Raw genomic sequence first — 25,664 nt, 5'->3', positions numbered from 1 at the left:
CCGGGGCTCAGTTCCAGCGCGGATCTCCCACGGCCTGACGTTCGAGGGCGGCCGTCTGCGTCCACAGGCGGCGTGCAACTTTCGCCAGTTTCAGGCGGCCGCAGCGTTCGAACCAGGCCGCTGCCATCCGGTAGCACTTCACGGCGAGCTTGCCCCGCCGCATCGCTCGCAGCAGGTGAGCGAGTTCCAGAAACGATTCGGCATAGTCGCGGTCGTTCTTCTGCTCACGCGCGGAACGAGCCGCGGCGAGAAGGTGCTTCGCCGCCGTTTCCTGGGTCCCCTGGAGGACGGCGAGCCGTGCGAGATGGCGAAGCACGGTGCAGCAATGCGAAGAGGACGCGACGGCCAGCGCTCCCTGCGCCAGCGAAACCGCTCGCGTGTGGTCACCTTCGCGGGCCGCGAATTCCGATTCGATCAGCAATTGTTCGGAACTCAAGCTCGCCTCGTCGGCCCCCCAGGCCGACATCTCGGCGGCCGCCGCGCGCTGCACAAAGCGGCGGGCCTGCGGTTCGTCCTGGTTCAGCAGAGACACTTCGGCGAGCCGGCGACAACAGCGGGCGACTTCCTCGAATCGGCCGCGGCGAAGGGCCAGCTGCCATCCATCCTGCAGGACGAGCAGGGCGTCTTCGACCTGCCCGGCGTCTGCGAGAAAGCGGCCGAATTCGAGGCTCGCCTCCGGAGTCGGATCGTGGCGGATGGCGGTGAGGAAATGAGCTCGGGCCAGTCTTGGCTCGGCGCGAACTTCTGCTTCGAGCGCAAGACGAAGAAACCGCCTGGCGAACAGATGTGAAACCGCCGTGACGCCAGCCGATGTGACCATACCCGCTCTCCGTGCGGAGAGAGGCGGCGAGAAGCGAGAGAGAGTGCGACGTCCCGGACATTGAGCCGGAACGTTCGCCATTTTGCCTGAATATCGCGTTTTGTCAATACGGGATGAAGATTGCGATCGATTCGCCACTTCAGGTTGAAAGCCTCTCCCCCGGGTGTCAGGATTCCGAAGCGCTTCCGACTTCCCCGGTTTTCCGGGTTCCTTATTGCCTCGATGGGATTACGGCCACGATGCCGCTGATTGGCCCTGAACGCTGCCTCTTTCCGGACGCGCTCCTCACAGAAGAGTTCCAGGTCGAAGGAAAAGATGCCGGGCGGCTCTGGCGGGTGCTCTATACACGGTCGCGGATGGAGAAGGAGCTGATGCGTCGGCTCGTCGCCAAGGGGGCACCGTTTTATTCGCCGATCGTCGAAAACCGCTACCGCTCCCCCGCCGGCCGCCAGCGGACGAGCTACCTCCCGCTGTTCACCAACTACGTGTTCCTGTTCGGCGCCGAGACGGAACGGTACGACGCGCTGGCGACGGGTTGCGTCTCGCGCAGCCTCGATGTGTCTTCGGAGTCGATGTTCGTCGCCGACCTCAGGCGGATCAGGGCGCTGATCGACACCGGAGTGCAGGTCACGCCCGAAGCAAAAATCGAGGCGGGCGATCGGGTGCGGATCAAATCGGGTTCGATGATGGGCCTGGAAGGGTTGGTCTTCAAACGGCACGGGATGTCGCGCCTGCTCGTCATGGTCGATTTTCTCCAGCAGGGAGCATCGATCGAGCTGCCGGACTGGGAAGTCGAGCGGCTGTAGCCGGGAGCCTCGGAACCTCGGTCGGGCATTGACCGTCGATCCGAGACACGGGACAACACGGGCTCAGGGTGTTTCGCCGAGCTCCTTTGGTTGAACCGACGTCATGGCCGCTGTTTATCCCCGCGTTGGCGGCCACAAAACCGTGGCCGCATTTCAGCAACACCTCGCGTCACTGGGGCTGAAGCTTCCGGTCGCCGAGCGTCCGCAGTCGGCCGCCGAAGGCTCGGTGCTGGCCGCTCCGCTGGAACTTCAGGGGCGCGTCATCGGCAACCGCTGGTGCGTGCATCCGATGGAAGGGTGGGACGGCGAAACCGATGGCCGGCCGACGGAGATGATGCGCCGCCGCTGGAGAAACTTCGGGGCCTCCGGCTGCAAGTTGATCTGGGGCTGTGAGGCATTCGCCATCCGTCCCGACGGGCGGGCCAACCCGAGGCAGCTCACGCATCGCCCGCACGACATCGAGCCGCTGCGCGAACTGCTGCACGGTCTGCGACAGGAACACCAGGCTTCGTTCGGGCCCTCGTCGACGGAGGACCTTATTGTCGGCCTGCAGCTCACTCACAGCGGACGTTTCTGCAAGCCGACCCGCAACGACACGTTCGAATCGCGCGTAGCCTACCGGCATCCGGTGCTCGATGCGCGGGTCGGCGTGACGGACGACGCCAGCGTATTCCGGGACGATGAACTCCCGGGGCTCGTCGAGGCCTATGTCGCGGCCGCGAAAACGGCGGAGCAAGTCGGGTTCGATTTTGTGGATGTAAAAGCCTGCCACGGCTACCTGATGCACGAGTTCCTGTCGGGCTTCACCCGGCCTGGAGAATACGGGGGCGATTTCGAGGGGCGGACCCGGCTGCTGCGCGAAGTGATCGGCGCCATTCGCTCGGAGTGCCCGGGGCTGGAAATCGGCGTCCGGCTGTCGCTGTTCGACCAGCCTGCATTCCGACCGAAGCCCGGGGAAGGGGATGCGCGGAAGAAGGGAACCGGCGTTCCGGAGACCTGCTCGGTCGAACACTATCCGGCGTTCGGGGCGCGGGCCGACAACGCTCTGAAAATGGACCTTACGGAACCGCTGGCACTCCTGAAGCGACTTCGCGACGAGCATGGCGTGAGGTTGTTCAACCTGACGGCCGGCTCCCCCTATTACAACCCGCACATCCAGCGGCCCGCGTTCTATCCCCCTTCGGACGGCTATCAGCCGCCCGAGGATCCGATCGTCGGGTGCGTCCGCCAGATCGATGCGGTGCGCCAGATCAAGCAGTCGCTTCCCGATGTCGTGCTGGTCGGAACGGCCTACTCCTACTTCCAGGAGTATCTGCCTCATGTGGCCGAGGCCGTGGTCAAGGAGGGCTGGGTCGATTCCGTCGGCATCGGGCGTCTTGTCCTCAGCGACTGGACGCTGCCGGCGAAAATTCTCCGTGGAGAAGATTACGCGGCGGACAAGAAAATCTGCCGCACCTTCAGCGACTGCACCACCGCCCCTCGCAACGGCATGATCTCCGGGTGCTATCCGCTGGATGATTACTACAAAGAGCGTCCCGAATTCGACCTGCTCAAGAAGGTCAAAGCAGGCAAGTGAACGTGGGCCGGCGGAATCGGCCCGGGAGTCAACATGGATCCTGCCAAGCCCGAGCCTGACGACGCTGGACAGCAGCGCCTGTTCGAGCTGCTGCATCGTTACGTTGAAGGGGGATGCGGAGGCTCGGGCGGTTCCACTGAGGTGCTGTTCCCCGAGGAGTTCCAGAATGCGGAACTCTCACGGCTGCTCGACTGCCTCGACGGACTCAATGACCTGGCCCACCTCGCGCGCCCCAGGCCGGCAAGCGCGGCTTCAGATTCCTCGCTCCTGCGAAGGAAAACACTCGGCCACTTCGACCTGGTCAAGGAGCTGGGACGCGGCGCGATGGGAGTCGTGTACCAGGCGCGACATCGCACTCTCAAGCTGGATGTGGCGCTGAAGACGATCCGGTCGAGCGACCTGGCGTCGGTCGACGAGGTGCGACGGTTCTACCTGGAGGCCCGGGCGGCCGCGGGGCTGATCCACCCGAACATCACCCGCGTTCACGATGCGGGCGAATGCGAGGGCCTGCATTACCTGACGATGGACCTGATCGACGGGCCGAGCCTCGCCGAGACCCTGAAAAAAGGCCCGTTCACGCCTGCCGCGGCGGCGACCTTCATGGAGCAGGTGGCCCGGGCCGTCCACTACCTGCATGAAAAAGGAATCGTCCATCGCGACATCAAGCCGTCCAATATTCTGATCGACTCGCACGGAGTGCCCCACGTCAGCGATTTCGGGCTGGCAAAGGTGTTCTCGGCCGGGGAAGACGCGACGCTGAGCGGGACGATCATCGGCACGCCCAACTACATGTCGCCCGAGCAGGCGGAAGGACAGAGCGCGCAGGTCACGTCCCTCAGCGATGTGTTCAGCCTGGGGGCCATCCTGTACGAGCTGCTGACCGGCCGGCCGCCGTTTCGGTCGGATGGCCCGCTCAACACGCTGTTCGCGGTTCTTGAAACGGAGCCGACGCTCCCCCGGAAAATTGACCGGAACATTCCACCGGAACTCGAGCGGATCTGCCTGAGGTGCCTGGAGAAATCGCCAGGCCTGCGCTATGCGTCGGCCGGAGCACTCGCGGACGACCTCCAGCGCTTCGCGGACGGCGAACCGATCACACTTCCGACGACCGACCTGAAGCACCGTGTCCGGCAGTCTTTGCGGCGCGAGCCGGCACTCGCATCGCACTGGCTGGCCCTGGCGCTGGCGGCTGGAATCGTGCAGGTGCGGGCGCTGCTGACGCCCGTCGATGCCGCGTCACATGCGACCGTCATGGGATTGTTTGGAGTGTGGGCGGCGCTCTGCTGGGTCCTGCAGTACTGGCTGAGGACGGGATGGGCCCAAGACGTGGCCCGCTACTGCTGGACGGCCATGGACGTCGTGTTTTACACGGTCTTGCTGAACCTGTCGGTCAACTGGGGCTGGCCCGTTGACATGCTGCTCGTCGGATACGCCGTGATGATCTCGGGGGCGGGGCTGTGGTTCCAGGTGCGACTGATCTGGTGGATGACGTCTCTCAGCGTCGCCAGCTATTTCGTGCTCAGGGGTCTGCATCCCACGATGCATGGCGAGGCCCCGGCCCACTTTCCCTTCATCACCGCGGCTCTGCTGGCGAGCGTCGGGGCAAACGTCTCGTATCAGGTGCACCGGTTCAAACGGCTGGACCGGATTTACCAGCGGCGGTGCCTGGGGACACCGGAGAACAATTGACGGGCGTGTGCCGGGGTTCCCGGCCGCAAGGTTTGCGCGGCCAGCCTGCAGCCCGCGATCGGAAAAGTTTCGCTGTTTCCTCCAGACACTGAAGCTTCGCTCGCCGCATGGGCGATATCAAGATTCGGCGGAATCTGCCGATGCCGCCCCGCATCCTGAATGCCCACGAGGTTGCCATGTCCGCCCCCATGACCATCCCATCCCTGAACGCCTTCCGCGACGAACTGGCCGCCGCCGAACAGGCGGTGCGCGATTCGAGCATGGAGTGGGCGGTCCGTGAATCGACGCTCGAACGCCGTCTGGCCGCGCTGAACATGCGGGCGACCGACATGAAGCTCCGCCGTCCGGCAGCAAGCCCGCGCCCGGTCCGCGACGCCGTCCCCCTCTACGCAGGCCGCTGGTGCCACGTGGCCCGCGGATCGCTGCTCCTCGCGAAATAAGACCTCGCAGAACCGGCGACAAGATCGGTTGTCATCCCGGCCCGATGTCGGTTCCCGATCGGTGAGTCGCCCCTCATGCGAGGGGCGATTTCATTTCGCAATCGCCTACACTTGGGACTGGCGGCCCGGCGCGAGGAGTATGAGATGAACGTCCTGATCAGCGGATCGAGCGGACTTGTCGGTCGGCACCTGATGCGGCTGTTGAGGGCTTCCGGACATGGTGTGACGCGGCTGGTCCGTCGTGAGCCGACATCGGCCGACGAGCGCTTCTGGGATCCCGCCGCTGGAAAGCTCGATCCGTCCGTCCTGGAGGGGGTACACGCCGTCGTCAACCTGGCCGGCGACAACATCGGCAAGGGACGTTGGAACGACGCCAAGAAGAAACGGATTCTGGAGAGCCGCGTTCAGACGGCCGGACTTCTGGCGGACACGATCGCCCGTTCGTCCGGGAAACCAAACGTGTTCGTGACGGCATCGGCGATCGGCATCTACGGGAATCGCGGGAGTGAGGCGCTGAGTGAATCGAGCGCAGCGGGGGAAGGGTTTCTTGTGGACGTCTGCCGGCAATGGGAAGCAGCGGCCATGAAGGCGGACGTACGGACCGTCCTGCTGCGCTTCGGGATGATTCTCACTCCGGAAGACGGCGCTCTGGCCGCGATGTTGACGCCGTTCAAGCTGGGCGTCGGCGGGAACATGGGAGATGGCAAACAGTACTGGAGCTGGGTCACGCTCGACGACGCAGTGCGGGTCATTCTCTTTGCGCTCACGCATGCCGAACTCTCCGGCCCGGTGAACGCGGTCGCCCCGCAGCCGGTGACCAACGCGGAGTTCACACGTGCCCTGGGAAGCGTCCTGCATCGGCCGACGTTCCTCCCCATGCCGGCATTCGCGGCCCGCCTCGCCCTCGGAGAAATGGCGGATTCACTGATTCTCTCGAGCACCCGCGTGGTGCCGACCCGGCTGCAGTCGGCCGGATACGAATACATGCACCCCGATCTCAAGGGGGCGCTGACGGCCCTGCTGAAGGGATAGATCACGTCGCATCCGCGTCGAAGCCTCCCTCGAGAGGCAGGGACGCTTCACTCGGACTCGCGGGCCCAGGCCTGAGCGGACCGGTCGCCGATGAGTTCCATCGGCGGGACCAGGCCTGCGCTCTCGGAGGCGAGCCATTCCCGGAGCGCCGAGGATCCGGACAGGATGTCGATCGGCGGTTTGATGCGCTCGTACTCGTACGGCGGCGGGAGCCAGTCGAAGTCGCGGGGATAGAGCGATTTGACGGCCGCAAACAGGTGGAGCGTGGCGGAGTACGACCGAAACGCGTGGACGTCGGTGACCTGGAAGGCCACCCCACCACAGCTCTGGCCGGCCCATTTGTCGAATGTCGGACGAAACTTCACCGGGCGGAAGGAGACGCCGGGAAGCTGCTGCTCGTTCAGGACATCGGCGAGGCGGAACGGGTCGATCCAGGGAGCGCCGCAGAACTCGAACGGGAGGGTCGTGCCACGGCCTTCAGAAAGATTGGCCCCTTCGAGCAGCACCTGGCCGGGATAGACCACAACAGTCTCCCAGCGCTGCATGTTGGGCGACGTCATGATCCAGTCACGTTTCAGGTCCGGCCAGAGCGAGTTCTTGTCGAGCCCGGTGCACTCGATGACCGTCAGATCGGCGTGGATGCCCATTGAGCGATTCAGGCGGCTGGAGAGTTCCCCCAGCGTGAGCCCGTGCCGCATCGGAATCGGCGCGCGGCCGACGAAGCTCTGGAATGCGGGATCGAGCACCGGGCCTTCGACCACGCCGCCGCCAAGCGGATTCGGGCGATCCAGAAGCACCACCGGCAGCCTGCGCGCGGCGCATTCTTCCAGGCAGTGGGTGATGGTCCAGATGTAGGTGTAGATTCGAGTGCCGACGTCCTGGAGATCGATGACGAGAGCATCCAGCCCCTCGAGCATCTTCGGCGCAGGACGCCGCGTCTCGCTGTACAGGCTGAACACGGGGACTTCGATCGGCAGCCGCGTGTGCCCGTGCGGCGTCTCGATCATGTTCGCCTGTTCTTCGCCCCACAGGCCGTGCTGCGGTGAGAAGATCGCGCGGATCTTCGCGCCCCCCTCAGCGGCGAGAACGTCGTACGAATAGCGGAATGATCGATCGACAGACGCCTGGTTCATCACCAGGCCGATCTGTGCTCCGCGCATTGGATCGAAGCACGATTCCTGCACACGCTCGAGGCCAATGCGAAGTTCGGACATGTGCAGTAACAACGTCTCAGGCAGGATCGCCGTAGAAACCGGGGCAGTCGCACACAGCTGAAAAAGCGTGGCGCGTCAGTAGATCAGGAACGACTGGCGGCGACGCAGAAAACCGGTCAGGGCTTCCTCGTTGGCCGCTTCGACGTCGAGGGGCGTTTTTCCCGCAAGCAGCGCATCCAGCGCCGCCTGGTTCAGAAGCAGTTTCTCGAGTCCGTCCGGTTTCCAGTCGTTCGGGTAGTCGCGCCGCAGCACCTGCACGAGCGTCAGGCCAAGCCGCACAGGTTTCAGCTTGAGGCGGTCGGTGACGATGATGTCGACCCCCTGGCATTCCTGCTTGGGAAACTTCGCGGCCGTCGGAGTGAACTTCACCGGCATGAAACGCACGCCTTCGAGCTTCGCCGCATTGAGCGCCGCAGCGAACTTCACGGCATCGAGCCAGGGCGCCCCGAACAGTTCGAACGGACGATCCGTTCCGCGGCCGACGGAGACGTTCGTGTATTCGACCATCCCGACGCCCGGATAGAGCAGGGCTTCGGAGAGATTCCGCATGTTCGGAGAGGGGTTCACCCAGGGAAGCCCGGTGGCGTCGAAGTAGTCGCCCCGTTTCCAGCCTTCACATTTGATGATCTGCAGATCGAGCGTGAGGCCTTTCTCTTCCTTGTACATCAGGGCAAGTTCGCCAACCGTCATGCCGTGACGAATGGGGAGCGTGTGAAAGCCGATGAACGTCTGCTTGCCTTCGTCCAGCACCGGCCCTTCCACATCGGCCCCGTTGATCGGGTTGGGGCGGTCGAGCACGACGAACTTCAGCCCGTGTTTTGCGGCCGCCTGCATCGCGTTCGCCATCGTCGAAGGATAGGTGTAGAAGCGGGCGCCGATGTCCTGGATGTCGAACACGATGGTGTCGAGACCGGCCAGGCTTTCAGTCGTGGGACTGCGGGTTTCACCGTAGAGACTGAACACCGGCAGGCCGGTCGCTTCGTCCTTCGAATTTCCGATGTTCGACTGGTCGAGCTTCCCCTGGAAGCCGTGCTCGGGGCTGAAGAGCACCTTGAGTTCCAGTTCCTTCGCTTCGTGCAGCAGTTTGACCTCGTTCGTCCAGTCGCTGGCGATCCCGGTCTGATTGGTGATCAGGCCGATCTTGCGCCCCTTGAGTGGCTCGAAGCGGTCACGACGCAGCACATCGAGGCCCGTCAGGACCTTGCCCGGCACCTCGGCATCGGTGATCGACAATCCGATGGTGGACGCGATGCGACCGGCAAGCTGGTTGACGCTCCCCTTTCCGTTCGGATGGACCCGGTTGCTGAGGAACACAAAGAACAGGTCGAGTTCAGGGTCGATCCAGAGCACGGTTCCGGTGAATCCGCCGTGCCCGAACGCCTTGTCGGACAGCCGATCACCCCGATTGATCGAGTACCCGGTCCGCATGTCCCAGCCGAGTCCGCGGACTCCGCGCCCGCCGGGGAGCGGGTTTGGAGTCGTCATGAGCTTTACGGTCTCGGGCTTCAGGACCCGGACACCGCCATACTCCCCGCCATTGAGCATCATCTGGGCGTAGACGGCAATGTCCTGCACCGTCGAGAACAGGCCCGCGTGGCCCGCGACGCCTTCCAGCCGATAGGCGCGGGGGTCGTGGACCTCTCCCTGCATCCAGGCATCGTTACGCTTCTCCGTCGGCGCCGCCCGCTTCTTCAGGTCGTCATCCGGCAGGTAGCCGGTTTCGCTCATTCCCAGCGGTTCGTAGAAAGTCGCCCGGGCAAACTTGTTGACGTCCTGCCCCGAGACCACTTCCACAATCCGGCCGAGAGTGATGAAGTTGACGTCACTGTAGATAAACTTCGAACGATGCGGCTCCTTGAAAGGAAGCGCCGCAATCTTCTTGTACGACTCTTCCGGCGTTCCGGCGTAGTCGTTGATGGAGTTGTCGGCGATCAATCCGCTCTGGTGAGTGAGCAGGTCGCGGATCGTGATGACGTCCTTGCCGTTCGCCGCGAACTCCGGAATGTATTTCGAAACGGGATCATCCAGCCCCAGTTTCCCCTCTTCGATGAGCTTCATGACGCTCGTCGCGGTCGCCATCGGCTTGGTGATCGACGCCATGTCGAAGACCGTGTCGATGGTCATCGGAGCCTTCTCGGGCTCCAGCTGCTTCTGGCCGTAGGCCTTCCGGAAGGCGATGCCGCCATGCCGGCCGACGAGAACCACCGCCCCAGGCATGTTGCCCCTGGCCAGTCCTTCCTCCACGATCCGGTCGATCTCCGCAAGACGCTTCGCGTCCATGCCGACATCGGCCGGGTCGACGACCGACAGCTTCGGGGGAGCGGCGAGAAGCTGCGACGAAACGCACAGGCACACTCCGGCCACGAGCGCCATCCAGCACCGAACATAGGTCCGCGACTTCATCATGCGACTGATTCCTCGGCTGCCGCGGCCGTCGTGGCGCGCTGGCTGACGTACGAAGCTGCAATTCCGACAAACACTGTGAGCGCGCTGCCGATCACCGGCCACCACGGGTAGGCAATGGGGAAGGGGGACTTCTCGAAGCCGATCAGGTGCGGCATCTTGGTTTCGATGCAGACGCCGAAAACGACGATCAGCGCCGTCGCCATGCCGGCAATGGCGCCCGGCTCAGTCACGCGCAGCGGCAACTGCCCGAGAATGAACACTCCCAGCAGGACGCCGGCCGACAGTCCGGCCACCGCCAGGACGTTCTCGACAAGACTTGAGTCACTGGCGAGGGCCGCGGCAATCAGCGCGACGATCATCTGGACGATGCCGAATACAAAAGTCGCGGCACGACTGAGCGTCACCCGTTGCGATTCCGACAGGCGATCGACTCGAAACAGGCTTCCGAAATCACCGATCAGCGTGGAGGCACAGGCATTCAGCGAGCCGGTAAACGCCGCCGCGAAAATGCCGGCCAATGTCAGTCCTCTCAGCCCGGACGGCAGCTCCTGCATGATAAAGGCCAGGTACGACTCGTCTTTCGACAGCGCCGCGGCCGGAGGATGACTGTGAAAGAACGCGGCCAGGGCCGTTCCGATCAGGAGAAACACTGCGAACTGGAAGAAGACGATGAGTCCGCTCGCGATCATCGCCTTCCCGGCGTCGCGGCAGTTCGGAGCCGCCAGGCAGCGCTGCACCATCATCTGATCGGTGCCGTGCGATCCGAGCGTAATAAACATCCCGCCCACGATGCCGGCCCAGAACGTGAACGGCTTCGACCAGTCCCAGCTCCAGTCGAACAGCACAAACTTCTGATTCTCCCGGCCAAACTCCATGAGCCCGGCCCAGTTGCCGGGAATGCGATCAATCAGGATCCAGAGGGTCACCGCGGCCGCAATCATGTAGATCACGAACTGGATGCAATCGCTCCAGACGACCGACCGCAGTCCCCCATAGAGCGTGTAGAGAATCGTGACGCCGCCGGCGATCAGAATACAGACGGTCATCGACCAGCCGGTGACATGGTGCAGCGTGAGTCCGGTGAGGAACATCCGCAGGCCGTCGCCAAGGTTTCGCGTCACCAGGAACGTTCCCGAAGCGATCCGCCGCGTCGAGATTCCGAACCGGGTCTGCAGGATCTGGTAGGCCGTCAGCAGCTCACCGCGAAAATACAGCGGGAGCAGGAACATCGTGACGACGATCCGCCCGAGGATGTATCCGAAGGCCAGCTGCAGAAAGCTGAAGTTTCCTCCCTGCGCATAGGCCAGTCCGGGAACGCTCAGGAACGTCGCTGCACTCGTCTCGGTGGAAACGATCGAGCCGAGGATCGCCCACCACGACATGTTCCGTCCGCCGAGCAGGTAGTCGTCAATGTTGCGGTTGTTGCGCCCCATCCACATTCCGATGGCGACGCTCAGCAGCAGATAGATCGCAGCGACGATCAGGTCGAGAAAGGTCAGGGAAGAGTTCATCGTATCCGGGACGACTGCTTGCAGGGCGGGTCTCGCCCCTGGCTTGCAGGTCCGAGTGCCAATCGTTTACTAGGGTGCTGATTCTGGCGCGGATGACATACCGAGGCAACGCATGAGTCTCCATCAACTGACGACCGAAGCAAGAAACCCGGCTTCGAGTGAAATCGACCGCCTGTCGTCAGCGGAGATCGTGCGGATCATGAACGCCGAAGACGCAGGCATCGCCCCGGCCATCGCGCTCATTGCCGATCAGATCGCCGCGGCCATCGACGTCATCGCAGACCGCATGCGTTCTGGCGGGCGCCTGATCTATATCGGGGCGGGAACGTCCGGACGCCTGGGCGTCCTTGATGCATCGGAATGCCCTCCGACATTCAACACTCCGCCCTGGCAGGTTGTCGGAGTCATCGCCGGAGGTCCAGCCGCGCTGACGAGGGCCATTGAAGGGGCCGAAGATTACCCCGACCTGGCGGTGCAGGATCTCAAGAAACTGTCGCTCGGACCGAACGACGTCGTGGTCGGCATCGCCAGCAGCGGACGCACCCCCTACGTCATCGGCGGGCTCAAGTACGCGGCCGAAGTCGGTGCCTTTCCCATCGGCCTGGCCTGCAATGCAGAGTCGGAACTGACCGCCGTCTCCCGGCTGATGCTCGCGCCGGTCGTCGGGCCCGAAGTGGTCAGCGGCTCAACCCGTCTGAAAGCGGGAACCGCCACCAAGCTGATCCTCAATATGCTGACCACGGCGACGATGATTCGCCTTGGGAAGACCTACGGCAACCTGATGGTCGACCTGTCGGCCACCAATCTCAAGCTGCAGGAACGCTCTCGCCGGATCGTGGCGACGCTGGCCGACGTCGCTCCCGAAAGGGCGACCGAACTGCTGAAGATGAGCCACGGCGACGTGAAGGCCGCCATCGTCATGCAGCGGCACGGCGTCGACGAAGTTCAGGCCCGCGGGCTGCTGGGCCAGGCCGGAGGTCAGCTCCGCGGGGCCCTGGAGTCGGCTCCAGACTTCTCAGAGCCTCAGATCACCGTCACCTCCGAAACCGCGGGCGAACGTCTCGTGATCGGCGTCGACGGAGGTGGGTCGAAGACACTCGCGTGGATCGCCCGGCTTCCAGCCGACGGCAGCGACCTCAACGATCTCAAGCCGATCGGCGAAGGCGAAGCCGGAGGTTCCAATCCCAACTCGCTCGGGTGGGCGGCCGCGACCGGGAATATCGAACTCGCGGTCACTCGTGCCTTCCATGCAGCCGGTCTCTCCCGGCGGCCGGCAACTTCGATTTGCCTGGGAGTGGCCGGGGCCGGTCGTGACTCGGAACAGCAGCGTCTGCGGACGTGGATCGACCAGCGGCGTCTGGCGAACCTCATCCACGTCACGCATGACGTCGCGCCTCTTCTGTCAGTTCCGGGACTTGATGGTCATGGCATCGCACTCGTCGCCGGAACCGGGTCACTCGCCTACGGGAAAACCCAGGACGGCCGTTCCGCTCGCGCAGGCGGGTTCGGATACCTGCTGGGTGACGAAGGAAGCGGCTACCACATCGCCCTCGAGGGAATTCGCGCCGCCTTGAAGGCCGTGGATGGGCGAGGGCCGGTCACAAGCATGACCCGGGGCTTCCAGAACAGGCTGCAGGTGAATTCGACCGCGCACTTCATCCAGCGTTTTTACGAACAGGCCGAAGATCGCACGTGGATCGCCGGGATGGCGAGCGTCGTCCTGGCGTCGGCGCAGGAGGGCGATGAAAGAGCCCGAGAAATCGTGGACGAAAATATTCTGGACCTTGCGACGATGGTGGCGACCGTCGGCGTGCAGCTGATGGGCCCGCAACCAAAGAACTATCCGCTGGCGCTCGCCGGCGGGTTGATCGTCAATTCGCAATACCTGCGGGTCGGCGTGCTCAAGCGGCTGGAAGAGGGGGGCATGTTGCCCTCGAAGGTGGTTCTCGTTGCCGCACCTGTCGCTGGCGCCCTCCGCCTGGCGGCGCAACATGCACTGTCCGCCAAGCCCCAGGCCTGAACTCACGATTGATGTCTGCGAAATCCCCTCTCCTGGTACTGGCCAGCCGGAATCTGAAGAAGTCTGGCGAGATCCGCGACCTGCTCGCGCCCTATGGGTTCCCACTGAAATCGGTGGCGGAATTCCCGGGTGTGGGCGAAGTCGACGAGGACGGCGAGACCTTCGCCGCCAATGCGGCCAAGAAGGCGCGCGAAGTGGCCATCGCGACTGGCCAGTGGGCGATCGGGGAAGACAGCGGACTGCAGGTCGATGCGCTCAACGGTGATCCCGGAGTGCTCTCGGCGCGATACAGCGGGGAGGGAGCCACTGACGAGAAAAACAACCTCAAACTGCAGGAGGCGCTTCGAGGCGTTCCCGACGCGCGCCGCGGCGCGGGATACGTGTGTCACGTCGCCGTCGCGGACCCGACGGGAAAGATTCACCTGTCGTTCGAGGACACCTGCCGGGGCAGGATCATCTCCGAGCCGCGGGGAGAAAACGGATTCGGCTATGACCCCTATTTCCTTGTTCGGGAATACCACGAAACATTCGGGCAATTGTCCCCGATCGTGAAAAAGTACCTCAGCCACCGGGCCCGCGCGTTCCGGCGGCTGATCCCCGAATTGCAGAAGCTCTTCGAACGGCTCGGCCCGTAGAACGCCAGACGCCAACGTCGCACCGCATGTCCGAGCGTCTCCCATACTTCATCGGCTGTCCCGTCTGGACGAGCCCCGCCTGGAAAGGAACGGTCTACCGGGCGAAGGCGCCCCGCAGCCAATGGCTGGGCGACTACTCGAGAGTCTTTCCCACCGTCGAAGGCAACACCACGTTCTACGCCTTGCCTTCGGTTGAAACGGCCCGCCGCTGGGCCGCTGAGACGGAGCCGGGATTCCGGTTTGCGTTGAAGTTTCCTCAAGCGGTTTCCCATGAGCGCCGACTCACCGACTGCACGGTCGAGACCCGCGCGTTCCTGCAGGTCCTTGATGTCCTGCAGGCGGCCGATCGGCTGGGCCCGTCGTTCCTGCAACTGCCGCCGACCTTCGACGCCAGCGAGTTCCCCAAACTGCAGTCGTTCCTGAAAAGGTTACCCGCCGGCTTCCCCTACGCGGTGGAAGTGCGTCATCGCGACTACTTCGACCAAGGCCGAGCGGAAACCGCGCTGGACCAGTTGTTGATGGAACGCGGAGTCGACCGCGTGCTGTTCGACAGCCGGCCCCTCTATTCCAGCCCGCCAGTGACGGAGGCCGAGAAAGCCTCTCAGACCCGCAAGCCTCGTTCCCCGTTCCGGACGACGGTCACCGGCCCGCGGCCTATGGTCCGCGTCGTTGGCCGCGACAAAGTTGATCAGACCATCCCGTGGTTGACCGATTGGGCGGACACCGTCTCCGGCTGGATCCGGTCGGGGCTTGAACCGTACGTCTTCACTCATGCTCCGGATGACGCCTTCGCGGCTGACATGGCGGAAACGTTCCACGACCTGCTGCGGGCCCGGCTCCCACAGATGGCGCCGCTTCCCACCTGGCCCGGCCGGGCGGAGCTGCAGGCTCCGCGGCAGCAAACGTTGTTTTGAGAGACTTGGATCGCGTCCCGGGAGTCGCGGGCGGTAGAGTAGACTGAGCACTTCCAGACTCGACCTCTCGAGAGCCATCATGCGATTCCCACTGCTACTGGCGGGCCCCAGCGGGTTCGCCGATCCATTGATCGCGGCGCTGACGATTTTTCTCCTGGCCGCACTCATCGGCGCAAAACTGTTCAGCGAGACCACCGCCCAGACACTGGCGGCGCGTCTGAGTCTGCTTGTCGGCCTCGCCGGGGCCGGCGCCCTGGGCGCGATCGTGGTGGCCGCCGGCTCGGGCGGCCTGTTCGGGCGGACAGCGGGAGTGATTGCCGTCGCGCTGGCAACGACCGCCGCCGTGGCCGGGTTCCTGACGACACACACGCTCGTCAAAGGGCAGACGACCAAAGAGACCCCCTGAGACTGCGTTCATTCCGCCTCTTCCGGCCGCTTCTCCGACTGGTGTCCTCCCGATGACGTCCACCCTGATCGACTTCATTTACCTGGTGTCCTCGGGCCTGATGCTGGCCGGCATCTGGCAATTCCTCAGGCCGGGGCACAGCCGCCTGGGGAACATACTGGGGGGCGCGGGAGTTCTGCTGGCGATCCTGGCCACACTGACGGCGGGCGGGTTGTTTTCGATCGTCGGCGCGCTGGCAGGGCTCGGCGTCGGCATCGGGCTTGGGGCGTTCCTCGGTCTCAGGGCCGACCAGGAGAACGCACTCGGCCGAATTGCGCTGCTCGTCGCCGCAATCGGATTCGCGACGGCGCTCATCGCCGGATCGAGCATCCACAACATCGGCGCGTTCTACGACGCAGGCCTCGCAGCCGTCGACGAGAAATGGAAAGGCTTCAGCGAAGAGATGCGCCGCGTCAATGAAAAAGTGACGGTCGAACTGCAGATCCCGTGGACGATCGCGGCCGCCGCCTCGATGGCCGCGGCGTTCGGCGGCGCGATCGCCGCAGCGGGAGTGATTTCCTATCTCAAGCTCGCGCGATCTCCACTCAGGAAGGCTCTTCCGAAGCTGGAAGACCCGGCCAAACCCCAACTGGCCCTTGTTGTTGTCTGTCTGCTCCTCGGCGTCCTGCTGACGGCGTGGCCGGGCACCGAGACGTTTCTGTGGCTGCTGTTGGTCGCAGCGCTTGCGCTCGGATACGTCCTGACAATTCACCTGAAGATTGTCGACGTCCCCCCCGTTCTGGCCGCCTGCGTCGCGGCGTCCGGTTTCTCGCTGGCCGCGTCCGGGCTTGTCGTCGGCAACCTGCTGATGGTGACGGCCGGAGCGCTGGTCGCAGGGGGCGGGGCGGTGGTGGCCCAGTCGGTCAGCCGGTCGCTGAACGTCTCACTTCTCGGCCTGGTTCGTGGAATCGAGTCGTCCAGGACGACCGCCTCGGAACCGGAAGAGTCCGCAGAGGACGCTCCTCAGGCTTCTTCTCCCCCCCCGCCTCGAGTCACGGCGGATCCTGACGCTCCGATTCTTTAAGGGTCGGGCTCTTCAAACTCTGCCGTCACGCCGCTGAGAAGCGTCCCCACAGAAACCTGGCCAGCGCCCCTGGTGGCCCGATACGCGAAATCCGGCCCCGCGCGCAACCGCTCCCGGACTGGGAGAGGGCTCGTTCTTTGGCAATTCAGGACTGACGAGTGATCCACCCGGCGAGACGAAGCGCAGAAGACCTCAAAAACTTGTCACACATGTCACAGGTGTCACAGGTCAGCAATTCCCAATGGTTCAGACCATTTTCTGCTGTCACAGGTCTCCGTCACAGGTCGTCACACATCTCGCATCACGCCGCCGCAAAGAGCCCCCACCAGGGCTGGCGGACAAGGCTTCGAGACCGCGGAGCGGAGGAATGGCCAGACGACCTGGCCGGCGATCATTGCTGAGCCGATGCGATGATGGCGGCCACGATCAGCGCGGCGAGCACAGCCAGGGTGATCTTCACCCAGCTGTAAGGACGGTCTCCCTGCACCTCGCCGGTCGCCGCGTTGATGTAAACGCGGAAAGGCTTGTCGTGGAACCGGTACGTCATCAACCAGACAGGCAGCAGCAGGTGCTTGAACGTGATCGCGTCGTACCGGGACTGGATTGACCAGATCCGCTGTTCGTCGCCGCCGATTCTTTGAAGCACCTCTCCGGCGATCGCCGAGTCGACACGCTCCTTGGCAATCACGAAACCTTCCTTCAGCGGAATATCGTAAGTGCGGGCCAGAAAGCCTGCGAGGACCTGCTGCGTGAAGGGCAGCATCGTGCCGAAAGGCCAGGGCTCGAGTGCGACAAGGCGGTCGAGATCGAGCCCCCGCGAAGCAGGAATGGTCACGTCGTCGAAAAACCTCTGGAACCGGCCGGAGGCCGAACTCCAGCGCACCCGTCGTACGCGCCGCTGGTTCTGCCCGCTGCCGACCGTCACCCAATAGGCGTCGCCGCGCTCGCCGGAATAGGCGTTGTACGTCAAGGTGTCGAACGTCCAGTAAGGCAGGTAGACGCCGTTGAAATTGCCGCTGACTCCCTGCTTTCTGAACGCGTTCGGCGCAAACCATCGCGACTGCACCCAGTCGGCGAGATTCCGGCCGGCCCGCTCGCGATCGATCTGAAAGGCGATCACGCCGTCGACAGGGATCCGGTGCGTCGCAGAGTGGATCCTGTCCCGCTGAATGGGAGTGCCGCAGTAAGGACAGGCCGAACTGGTCAGGGTGCCGAAGAACACGACCGTCCCGCCACACGATTCGCACCGGACCTCGCTTTGCCCCTCTTCGTCGTGCCGGTCGGCCTCGTGCTGTTCCTCGGCCCGGGCGACAATCGCGTCGAAATTCTGCTCGCGAATCTGCGCTTCGGGGTCGAGGTCGAGCGGCTTCACATGCCCGCAGTAGGGACATTTCAGCGCCTGGCTGCCGATATGAAACTCAACGTCAGCGCCGCATTCCTCGCACGGGAAGATGCGTCCCTTGCCGTCATCGATGGCCTCGCCGGCAGGCGTGGGACGATGCCCCGGGCGTTCGGCTGGAAACGGAGGCGGGTCGTGGCTCACGGCGTTCCGTCGGCGGGGACGACTCGAAGGATCAATGGCGTTCTGACTGCACAGGATAGCGTTCGTCCGCAGCCGGCGAACATCGAGCGCCAGGGCAAACGCAGCGCGGACTCGATTTGATCACGAAAAACTTCCCCGAACGCCGGAAAGATCAGGCGAGGACGCCGCGGACGACCTTCGCCGGTTCGACACCGGTGAGTTTGGCGTTCAGCCCCTGAAACTTGAACGTCAGTCGCTCGTGATCGATTCCCAGAAGATGCAGGACGGTCGCATGGAAGTCGCGAACATGCACTCCGTCACGCTCGATGTTGTAGCCGAAAGGGCACGTCTCGCCGTACACCGTCCCCCCTTTGATGCCGCCGCCGGCCATCCAGACGCTGAAGCACCGAGGATGGTGATCGCGGCCGTAGTTGTCCTTCTGCAGCTTCCCCTGCGAGTAGTTCGTCCGGCCAAATTCCCCGCCCCAGATCACGAGCGTGTCATCGAGAAGGCCGCGCTGTTTGAGGTCCTGGAGCAGGGCCGCCGAAGGCTGATCGGTCTCTTCGCACTGCCGGGCAATCCCCTTGGGCAGACCGCCATGCTGATCCCACCCCTGGTGGTAGAGCTGGATGAACTTCACGCCGCGCTCGGCCAGGCGCCGGGCGAGCAGGCAATTGGCCGCAAAGGTTCCGGGCTTTCTGGAGTCGGGACCGTAGAGATCAAAGATATGCTCCGGTTCGCCCGAGAGATCCGTCGCCTCGGGGACGCTCGACTGCATCCGGAACGCCATTTCATACTGCGCGATCCGCGCCTCCACTTCGGGATCCTGCGTCGCGGCGGCCTCGAGACGGTGCAGTTCGTTCAGGGCATCCAGCTGGGACCGCCGGCCGGCGGCGTCGACTCCCGGAGGATTATTCAGGAACAGGACCGGGTCTTTCCCCGACCGGAACTGCACCCCCTGATATTCGGAGGGGAGAAATCCGGCCCCCCACAGCCGGGAGTAAAGCGGCTGATCGGCCTTGCCGCGTGTAATCAGCACGACGAACGCCGGAAGATTCGCGTTATCGCTCCCGAGGCCGTACTGAATCCACGCCCCCATGCTGGGCCGGCCCGCGATCTGGTTCCCGGTCTGCAGAAACGTGATCGCCGGATCGTGGTTGATCGCCTCGGTGAACATCGAGCGAATCACCGTGATGTCGTCGACGACCTTCGCCGTGTGCGGAAGCAGGTCCGAGACCCATGTCCCGGCGGCTCCCTGCTGTTTGAAAGGAAAGATCGATCCGGCCAGTGGCAGTACCGCCTGGTTCGCCGACATGCCGGTGAGCCGCTGCCCTTTGCGGACCGAGTCGGGGAGGCTCTGACCCCACATTTCGCTGAGCAGCGGCTTGTAGTCGAACATTTCGAGCTGCGAGGGGCCGCCGCTCTGAAAGAGGTAAATGACTCGCTTGGCTCTAGGCTCGACATGCGGCTTCGCGATTACGCCAGCGGTCGCGAGTCCGGCCGCTGCAGGCGGAGAGAGCAGATCCGACAAGGCGATCGCACCGAGTCCGCCACCAATCGTGGATAAGAGAGTTCGACGGTTCATCGAAGAAATTGACAAGTGCGGCTCCAGCGAGGCGGCGTTCATGTCGACGCCTTCCAGTCCTTCGATTCAATCGCCTTCAGGTGTCCTTCGGCGATCCGTTTCATCGGCTCCGTGATCTTCCAGCCAAAACGTTCGCCGAGCTCGTGAATTCGCTCCGGAACTCCAGCGACGTAACACGCCTCCTCAACTGGCACGATTCGCTCGGGCAGCTTCTCCCGATGCAGCATCCAGTTAATCGCATTGTACAGCGGACTGACGTTCAAGCACTTTTCCGACGTTTCAAAATCCAGTGTGCACAACCCTCGCTCGCACTCAAAGGAGACCGACAAGAGCACCATTTGGTTGCGGTGAGCTTGGAGCGATTGCTTCGCCGTCGCTTTTCCAAGCTGTGGCTTGAGTAACCTCGCAAGCTTGAGCATCGCCTGATCGTGGCGGCCAACTTTCTGATCACATTCAAACCAGATGGGTACAGCCAGCCCGAGCGCCTCCATCCTGTTGAGTGTCCAGTGTCGAGCCGAGTACGGGGGCCGATCCGTCCACTCGGGCAGAGGTTTCCTGAGAGTCTTCTTCAGCAAACCCGCGTCGCGAAGCAGTTGGTCGAATGGGGCGACCGCGTTTCCATCCGGCGCAAGGTCGAGCAGGTTGCGGTCTGACTGGCTCAGCGAATTGGACAGGGAAGCGACCGTCGACTCAGAGGCCGCTGCCCCTCCGACCATCCTGCACATGAACGCGAACCGCAGTCGCCGCTCGGGCGGATCGAGCTTGGCTGCCTCCTGAATGAACCGGAGTGCCTTCTTGTCCTTTGATCCGTTGAGCCGCAGCGCGATCCGCTCGCAGAGATCGATCCGCTGCTGTGGGTCGAGCCTGAAAGAGTCGCCGAGGGCAACGACGGCCTCCGGCTTGAACTCGGCCAAGAGGCGGACTGCATGGGCGGCGTGAACGGGTGAGGGGTCCCTCGCCAGCAGTCGTTGAAGAAATCCTGTCAGCTCCGACGACCAGACTTTGCGGTACGGCAGAACATCGTGTTTTTCATTGCGCCAGATGCCATCGAGGGGCAACAACTGATCGGCGGCGCTGGCGGCGGCGACACGAACATCCTCGAATTCGGAATGGCAGAGCACCGCACACATTCTGAGAAACTCACGGCACTCCGAGAAACCCTTCGCCGACGAACCAAATGCCGTCACCACGGCGGCAACGTGTGCAGTCGTCAGCAATGGAAGCACTTCAGGACGGCAAAGACGTTCCAGCACTTCAAGGGACGCACTCTCGTTCCAAAGTCCAACAAGCATGCTCGGAATGTCCGGGACTGCCCAGACTTCACACAACGAGAGGAGTTGCTCGGGGATCCCGCGCCAATGGTGATCGTGCGACGTGAGTCGCTTCTCGAAGCTGAAGAGGAGCGATCGACGGACTTCGTCGCTGATTCCAGGGCCAGCCAACTGTTCTGCCCGCCGTCGGTCTTCGAGAGCCCCAAGCGATCGTGCAAACTCGATCGAGGTCACAGGTCGCAGCAGCTGCTGAATGTGGAAATGCACGCAAGCGGGATCACCAAGGTGATTCAGAATTTCGGCAGACCGGTACGGCCGCACGAAACTCGGAGGCGCCTCGCTGAGCCTTTTCTGAAGCTGTCTCCGCAACCACTCGAGATCGTCAGGAGCACATTGCCGAAGGTCTTTGGCGATCTTCTCGAGCGCGAACTCCTCTGGAGTCGCAGCAACTTTCTTCACAACGCGTTTCGCCGCTTTCTGTTCAAAGTCGTCCATTCGTTAGCCCTGCATCGACGGCAGAGAAAGATTGCCTGGATCCTCAGCGTTTGGTCAAACACTCGTCAAAGCCGAGCAATGACTGGACGACCGATGTCCAAGCGGCAAGCTCAGCGACCTCCAACGCTTTGTCTACCGGAGATTCACCGACAGACACGAGCGCCTTGGCCGCATCTTCGTTCCCTGCGAACTGCACTCGAGCGGCCGCAAGGAGAGACTGCAGAATCTCCTGCTCCGTGACTGTGGGTTGCCGGCTGGTCGTCCAACGGAAGACGCGGACCAGCCCGGCATCGTCGTTGCGCGGCATGGTCGAGAGCACGTTCGACGCCAGCACTCGGGCGGCCTCCACGAACTGCGGGTCGTTGAGCAGCGTCAGCGCCTGGAGGGGCGTGGCAGTGCGCTCGCGCTGGATGACGCAGTATTCTCTCGAGGGGGCGTCGAACGCCGTCATGGTCGGCGGCGGGGATGTCCGCCTCCAGAATGTGTACAGGCTCCGTCGGTACAGATCGTCACCGTGCGACTGCGAATACGACTTCCCGGTGCCCGCTTCTTCCCAGAGGCCAGCCGGTTGGTAGGGGAATACGCTGTCGCCGCCCACGCGAGGTTTCAACAGCCCGCTGATCGCGAGCGCATTGTCGCGAATCTGCTCGGCCGGAAGACGATGCCGCGGCCCGCGCGCGAGGAGCCGATTCGCAGGATCGCTTGCGTAGAGCTTCGGGTCGCGCGGAGTCGACGACTGGCGATACGTCGCGGAAAGTACGATCTGTCGAAACAGCCGCTGGACATTCCACCCGTGATCCATGAAATCACGGGCCAGCCAGTCGAGAAGCTCCGGATGCGAGGGAGGCTCCCCCTGACTGCCGAAATCCTGGGTCGTCGCGACAAGTCCCGTCCCGAAGAACATCGCCCAATAGCGATTGACGGCGACGCGCGCGGTCAGCGGGTTGCGATCGTCGATGAGCGCACGGGCGAAGCCGAGTCGATCAGTTCGCGAGCCTTCGGGGAGCGTGAAGATTTCCACGGGCGTCGCCGGGACGACCGTCTCAGCCCGCCCATCATACGCGCCGCGGTCGAGCCGGTAGGTCAGCCGCCTTCGGTCGGACGGAAGCTCCTGCATCGTCATGATCTGGCGAACCCTGCCGATGAGAGTGTTCTCTTCGACACGCAGCGCCCGCAATTCGGCCTCGATCTTCACGACGTCCGTGTCGATGCGTCGCGCATGGTGGTCCTGCCGCTGTGAATCATTGATCAGGTCCGCCCGGCCGGACACGAACGCGACCTCGGCCTCCGTCAGTGCGACGGAATAGAACTCCAGTTCATCAACACATCCTCCCTTAAATCCGAGGTCTCGAAACCGCGCGCCGAGCGCGAAAGGGATCGATTTGGCCTCGGAGTCGCCCCATTCGGCCCGGTGGATCACATCGCGGGTCAAGCGATCGCCGACGACTTCGACCTCGGCTGCCACGCCATTCACATAGAAAGTCGTGCCGGCCGCCCGGCCGCTTCCGTCCGACGTGATGACCAGCTGCGTCCACACTTCAGGGGCAAGCAGCGCCTGGGTCCGGATCTGAAGGGCGTTGCCCGGCCAGAAGTGAACCATCGAAAACGTCGGACGGCCATTGTCGATCGTCAGCGAAACGCCACGGAACGCCGAATCCTCGGCCGCGCGCGACTGGTGAAACACGATCTGCCGCGGGCCATGCGGGCCCGGCTTCACCCACAGCGACAGGCTGAACGGCGCTGAGCGACTGAGCTGGGGAGCTTCTTTGCAGACGAACTGGTCGTCCCCCCCGAACTCGATCGCCCGTCCGGCATGACCTTCGACGCCGCGGAAATCACCGCCGTTTGGGACGTCGTCAAACGTGTACACCTTCTCCGGATCGGGAGCGGCGATCGCGTCGGCAGGCAAGGGGGCAGGCTTCTTGAACGCCTGCGCGATCGCCTCGCGTAGCTGCTCCTCCGCAGCGGCGATGCGGGCGAGCAGTTCGCGATGCTTCGACTGCTGGTCTCCCTCGTAGAGCAACAGCGTGGGCGTCGGGGCGGTCTCGGTGAAGTGCGAATACAGCCCGTGCTCATCGATGTTGTTGAAGAACGCGGTCAGTGAGTAGTACTCACGCTGCGTGATCGGGTCATACTTGTGGTCGTGACAGCGGGCACATTCGAACGTGAGCCCCAGGAACGCCGAGCCCATCGTACGGACGCGATCGGCCACATACTCGACTCGAAACTCTTCCTCGATGCTCCCCCCTTCGTTCGTCTGTCGATGAAGGCGGTTGAAGGCGGTCGCCAGGCGCTGATCGCGCGTCGGATTCTCCAGCATGTCGCCAGACAGCTGCCAGACGATGAAGTCGCTGTACGGGAGGTTCTCGTTGAACGCGCGGATCACCCAGTCCCGCCAGGGAGACATGTGCATGTTCCGGTCGGCCTGGTAGCCGAAGGTGTCGGCATAGCGCGCGACGTCAAGCCAGTCGTTGGCCATCCGCTCGCCATACGCCGGAGAGGCCAGCAGGCGATCGACCACGTTGTCGAATGCGGTGGCCGAGTCGTCTGCGAGAAACGCGTCAATCTCCGCGAGCGTTGGCGGCAGGCCGGTCAGGTCGAATGACACCCGGCGAATCCATTTCTCGCGCGTCGCCTCTTCAGCTGGCTGGAGTTTTTCCTCCTGGAGTCGGTCGAGAACAAACGCATCGATCGACGTCCGCCCCCAGTCATTCGCTTCGACCGACACGGGAACCGGAACCTCCTTCGGCACGCGGAGAAACGACCAGTGCGATTCGTACTCGGCCCCCTCGGCCACCCAGCGTTTCAGGAGTTCTTTCTGCCCGGCCGTGAGCGTCCGCTTCGTTTCCGGCGGCGGCATCACGTCATCATGAGCCGATGAGAACACACGGCGGACCAATTCGCTGTGGTCCGGCTTCGAGGGAACGATCGCTCCCAGTTCGACCGCCGCAGCGCGGCGGTCGAGGCGCAGGTCTGCCTTGCGGCTCGCACTATCCGGACCGTGACAGGCGAAGCAGTGCTCGGAGAGGATCGGGCGGATGTCGCGATTGAAGCGCAGGTCGGCGGCGTCTGCAAGCGCTGGCATCGCAGCCGCGCACGCGAGGACGAGACCGAAACCTCCGAACACACGTCGCATCGAAAGCCCCCGAATCAGACGAAAGTGACCTCTCCAAGGTACTGCCAGGGGCATCGGGGTGACAGCAACACTGTGAGCCCGGGGACCGTGGAAACGCCTGTGGCATCACTCACCGCGAAGACGCCGGCAAGACGCTCAAGGGAGCAATTGCTGATCGCGGCGTTCAATCGCCTCGATCGCGGCGATCGCTTCCGCGGACACGGTTGTCGGGGCGTGCCAGGGAGGGACCGATTCATCCTGCGAAGCGATTCTCAGACCGGGCAACGACCGGGCGTCGCCGAGGGCATTGAGCGCCCGCACGGCCGCCACACGGACGTTCGGATGGGGGTCTGCCAGGGCCTGAAGCAGGACGGGCTGCTGCTTCAGGGAGCCCGATTCCCGAAGTGCATCAGTGGCTCTCAAGCGGACGGACTCGTGCAAGTTCGAAGTCACAATTTCGGACAGCATCTCGAGGCCTCGTGCGTCCCCCAGTTTTGCGAGCGCCGAGGCCGCGGAGTCACGATGTTGCGGAAACGCATCCGCCATGACGACAAGGTCATCCATCGCGTCGCTGACTCCGAGGTTGCCCAGCGAAGAGGCCGCGACGTCACACAGCTCTTCGTCCTTGAGCAATTCGATGAGTGTGGGAATCGCCTCATCGCGACCGATCCGCCCCAGCAGGTGCGCACAGTGATGTCGGTCGGAGTGAGCCTGCCTCTCTGCGCCGCCGTTTCCACGTTTTTCCTCCGGATTCACCGCGCGAGGTCGGGTGTCACGCAGTTCGGCGACGAGGATCGCCATGCCGCGGGCATCGCCGAGACCATCGAGAACGAAGGCCGCGTTGCACCGCCGTTTGCGATCTGAAACTCGCGTGAGTTGCGCGATGCGCGGAAGGATCGACCGATCTCCCGCGATCACGAGGACGTCGGCGATCTGCGCCTGCTGCCAGGCGTACTCGGCGTTCTCGAAGCGACGGAGCAGGTCGGACGTCGACATCTTCGCGGAGGACGGCTCGACAGGCTTCGCGGCGTTCGCCCCGTCCTGGGCGAACAGGCTCTGTGTATACAGGTCCCCTGTGAACGCCAGCGCGATGCTCAGGGAGAACAGCTCGCGTCGCATCCGTGTCTGCTCCCGAATGAACTCG

Annotated in this window: 19 protein-coding genes and 1 pseudogene; 11 read left to right on the top strand and 9 right to left on the bottom strand. The window is 63.6% G+C overall.

Translation table 11 applies throughout. The features are described from left to right. Nucleotides 1-7 precede the first annotated feature (7 nt). On the bottom strand, nucleotides 8-820 hold the full coding sequence (locus Pan44_RS17160; protein WP_145031310.1) for a tetratricopeptide repeat protein: 813 nt from the start codon (nucleotides 818-820) through the stop codon (nucleotides 8-10). 113 nt (nucleotides 821-933) lie between these two features. On the opposite strand from Pan44_RS17160, the gene nusG reads away from it, so the two are divergent. The 5 genes from nusG to Pan44_RS17135 all read left to right on the top strand — a co-directional run bounded on the left by nusG (nucleotide 934) and on the right by Pan44_RS17135 (nucleotide 6,363). Beyond that, the gene (nusG, locus tag Pan44_RS17155) at nucleotides 934-1,626 is read left to right on the top strand and encodes a transcription termination/antitermination protein NusG (RefSeq protein WP_145031307.1); all 693 of its coding nucleotides are present in this window, start codon (nucleotides 934-936) and stop codon (nucleotides 1,624-1,626) included. Nucleotides 1,627-1,729: 103 nt separating this feature from the next. Beyond that, the gene (locus Pan44_RS17150) at nucleotides 1,730-3,202 is read left to right on the top strand and encodes an oxidoreductase (RefSeq protein WP_145031304.1); all 1,473 of its coding nucleotides are present in this window, start codon (nucleotides 1,730-1,732) and stop codon (nucleotides 3,200-3,202) included. A gap of 33 nt (nucleotides 3,203-3,235) precedes the next feature. Beyond that, nucleotides 3,236-4,891 (top strand): serine/threonine-protein kinase, encoded by a 1,656-nt coding sequence (locus tag Pan44_RS17145; protein ID WP_145031302.1) that lies wholly within the window; start codon nucleotides 3,236-3,238, stop codon nucleotides 4,889-4,891. Nucleotides 4,892-5,079: 188 nt separating this feature from the next. Next, on the top strand, nucleotides 5,080-5,331 hold the full coding sequence (locus Pan44_RS17140) for a hypothetical protein (protein ID WP_231754085.1): 252 nt from the start codon (nucleotides 5,080-5,082) through the stop codon (nucleotides 5,329-5,331). A gap of 144 nt (nucleotides 5,332-5,475) precedes the next feature. After that, nucleotides 5,476-6,363 carry a TIGR01777 family oxidoreductase gene (locus Pan44_RS17135; RefSeq protein ID WP_145031298.1) on the top strand — a complete coding sequence of 296 codons (888 nt, stop codon included), beginning with the start codon at nucleotides 5,476-5,478 and terminating at the stop codon, nucleotides 6,361-6,363. A 47-nt stretch (nucleotides 6,364-6,410) separates the two neighbouring features. On the opposite strand, the gene Pan44_RS17130 is transcribed toward Pan44_RS17135, so the two are convergent. The 3 genes from Pan44_RS17130 to Pan44_RS17120 form a co-directional block, all read right to left on the bottom strand. Then, on the bottom strand, nucleotides 6,411-7,577 hold the full coding sequence (locus Pan44_RS17130) for an exo-beta-N-acetylmuramidase NamZ family protein (RefSeq protein ID WP_145031297.1): 1,167 nt from the start codon (nucleotides 7,575-7,577) through the stop codon (nucleotides 6,411-6,413). A 75-nt stretch (nucleotides 7,578-7,652) separates the two neighbouring features. After that, entirely contained in the window at nucleotides 7,653-9,983 is a 2,331-nt protein-coding gene (locus Pan44_RS17125) for an exo-beta-N-acetylmuramidase NamZ domain-containing protein (RefSeq protein ID WP_145031295.1), read from the bottom strand. After that, nucleotides 9,980-11,494: a sodium:solute symporter gene (locus Pan44_RS17120; RefSeq protein WP_145031293.1), complete on the bottom strand. Its 1,515-nt coding sequence runs from the start codon at nucleotides 11,492-11,494 to the stop codon at nucleotides 9,980-9,982. Before Pan44_RS17120 ends, Pan44_RS17125 begins: the two co-directional genes overlap by 4 nt. 112 nt (nucleotides 11,495-11,606) lie before the next feature. Here Pan44_RS17120 and murQ point away from each other — a divergent pair. The 6 genes and pseudogenes from murQ to Pan44_RS17095 all read left to right on the top strand — a co-directional run. Continuing rightward, nucleotides 11,607-12,506, top strand: a pseudogene (gene murQ, locus Pan44_RS28315) (N-acetylmuramic acid 6-phosphate etherase); the annotation flags it as partial. Between the two features lie 51 nt (nucleotides 12,507-12,557). Beyond that, nucleotides 12,558-13,514 (top strand): BadF/BadG/BcrA/BcrD ATPase family protein, encoded by a 957-nt coding sequence (locus Pan44_RS28310; protein ID WP_390620645.1) that lies wholly within the window; start codon nucleotides 12,558-12,560, stop codon nucleotides 13,512-13,514. An 11-nt stretch (nucleotides 13,515-13,525) separates the two neighbouring features. Next, a complete protein-coding gene (locus Pan44_RS17110; protein WP_145031288.1) occupies nucleotides 13,526-14,149 on the top strand; it encodes a non-canonical purine NTP pyrophosphatase in 624 nt (207 codons plus the stop codon). Between the two features lie 26 nt (nucleotides 14,150-14,175). Then, nucleotides 14,176-15,063: a DUF72 domain-containing protein gene (locus tag Pan44_RS17105; RefSeq protein ID WP_145031286.1), complete on the top strand. Its 888-nt coding sequence runs from the start codon at nucleotides 14,176-14,178 to the stop codon at nucleotides 15,061-15,063. A 79-nt stretch (nucleotides 15,064-15,142) separates the two neighbouring features. After that, nucleotides 15,143-15,469 carry a proton-translocating transhydrogenase family protein gene (locus Pan44_RS17100; RefSeq protein ID WP_145031284.1) on the top strand — a complete coding sequence of 109 codons (327 nt, stop codon included), beginning with the start codon at nucleotides 15,143-15,145 and terminating at the stop codon, nucleotides 15,467-15,469. 52 nt (nucleotides 15,470-15,521) lie between these two features. Then, on the top strand, nucleotides 15,522-16,532 hold the full coding sequence (locus Pan44_RS17095) for an NAD(P)(+) transhydrogenase (Re/Si-specific) subunit beta (RefSeq protein WP_145031282.1): 1,011 nt from the start codon (nucleotides 15,522-15,524) through the stop codon (nucleotides 16,530-16,532). Between the two features lie 391 nt (nucleotides 16,533-16,923). Here Pan44_RS17095 and Pan44_RS17090 read toward each other — a convergent pair whose 3' ends face one another. The 5 genes from Pan44_RS17090 to Pan44_RS17070 form a co-directional block, all read right to left on the bottom strand. Further along, nucleotides 16,924-18,075: a hypothetical protein gene (locus Pan44_RS17090; RefSeq protein ID WP_145031280.1), complete on the bottom strand. Its 1,152-nt coding sequence runs from the start codon at nucleotides 18,073-18,075 to the stop codon at nucleotides 16,924-16,926. Between the two features lie 151 nt (nucleotides 18,076-18,226). Next, nucleotides 18,227-19,639, bottom strand: a complete 1,413-nt coding sequence (locus tag Pan44_RS17085; RefSeq protein WP_197453408.1) for a DUF1501 domain-containing protein — start codon at nucleotides 19,637-19,639, stop codon at nucleotides 18,227-18,229. A 38-nt stretch (nucleotides 19,640-19,677) separates the two neighbouring features. After that, nucleotides 19,678-21,405, bottom strand: coding sequence for a hypothetical protein (locus Pan44_RS17080; RefSeq protein WP_145031275.1), 1,728 nt, complete (start codon nucleotides 21,403-21,405; stop codon nucleotides 19,678-19,680). A 43-nt stretch (nucleotides 21,406-21,448) separates the two neighbouring features. Next, a complete protein-coding gene (locus tag Pan44_RS17075) occupies nucleotides 21,449-24,541 on the bottom strand; it encodes a DUF1553 domain-containing protein (protein WP_145031273.1) in 3,093 nt (1,030 codons plus the stop codon). A 135-nt stretch (nucleotides 24,542-24,676) separates the two neighbouring features. After that, nucleotides 24,677-25,639, bottom strand: a complete 963-nt coding sequence (locus Pan44_RS17070) for a HEAT repeat domain-containing protein (RefSeq protein WP_145031271.1) — start codon at nucleotides 25,637-25,639, stop codon at nucleotides 24,677-24,679. Nucleotides 25,640-25,664: the final 25 nt, after the last annotated feature.

Source organism: Caulifigura coniformis, assembly GCF_007745175.1.
GTDB classification, from domain to species: domain Bacteria; phylum Planctomycetota; class Planctomycetia; order Planctomycetales; family Planctomycetaceae; genus Caulifigura; species Caulifigura coniformis.
This window is presented reverse-complemented; position numbering and strand designations above follow the sequence as displayed.